Origin of the sequence: Corallococcus sp. AB049A, from assembly GCF_003668885.1 — a bacterium.
GTDB classification, from domain to species: Bacteria; Myxococcota; Myxococcia; order Myxococcales; family Myxococcaceae; genus Corallococcus; species Corallococcus interemptor.
In genome coordinates this window covers 1-413 of sequence record NZ_RAWL01001288.1, presented here as the reverse complement: position 1 = coordinate 413, position 413 = coordinate 1, and the positions used below count along the sequence as shown (strand labels likewise).

The 413-nt window shown below is 30.3% G+C and carries 1 protein-coding gene; it reads left to right on the top strand.

Translation table 11 applies throughout. The features are described 5' to 3' along the window. Positions 1-413, top strand: a 413-nt coding sequence (locus D7X55_RS41860) for an MG2 domain-containing protein (RefSeq protein ID WP_199747457.1), incomplete at both ends; no start/stop codon positions are given.

Here is a 413-nt window from a genome sequence, read left to right as displayed (position 1 = left end):
CACCCAGAGTGTACAGCCAACAACCAATAGGAAACTTTAAAATGTTTTTTGAAAAGGTTTATCTGCAAACTGACAGAGAATATTATACAGCAGGAGAAGATATCTGGTATAAAGCTTATTTAGTAAATGCTATAAGTAATAACCCTACTTCAACAAGCGGTAATTTATATGTTGAAATAATTGCTTCAGATGCAACCATTTTAAATAAGCAGATTATCAGTTTAACTGATGGAAAAGGTAACGGAGATTTCAGATTAAGTGATACACTCTCAGAAGGTACTTATAAAATAAGAGCTTACACTAATTGGATGCGAAACTTTGGTAGTAATTTTTTGTTTGAAAAAATTATTAAAGTAGGTAGGTTTAATAATACACCTGCAAGTAAAAGCAATAATAAAAATACTGTTACTAAC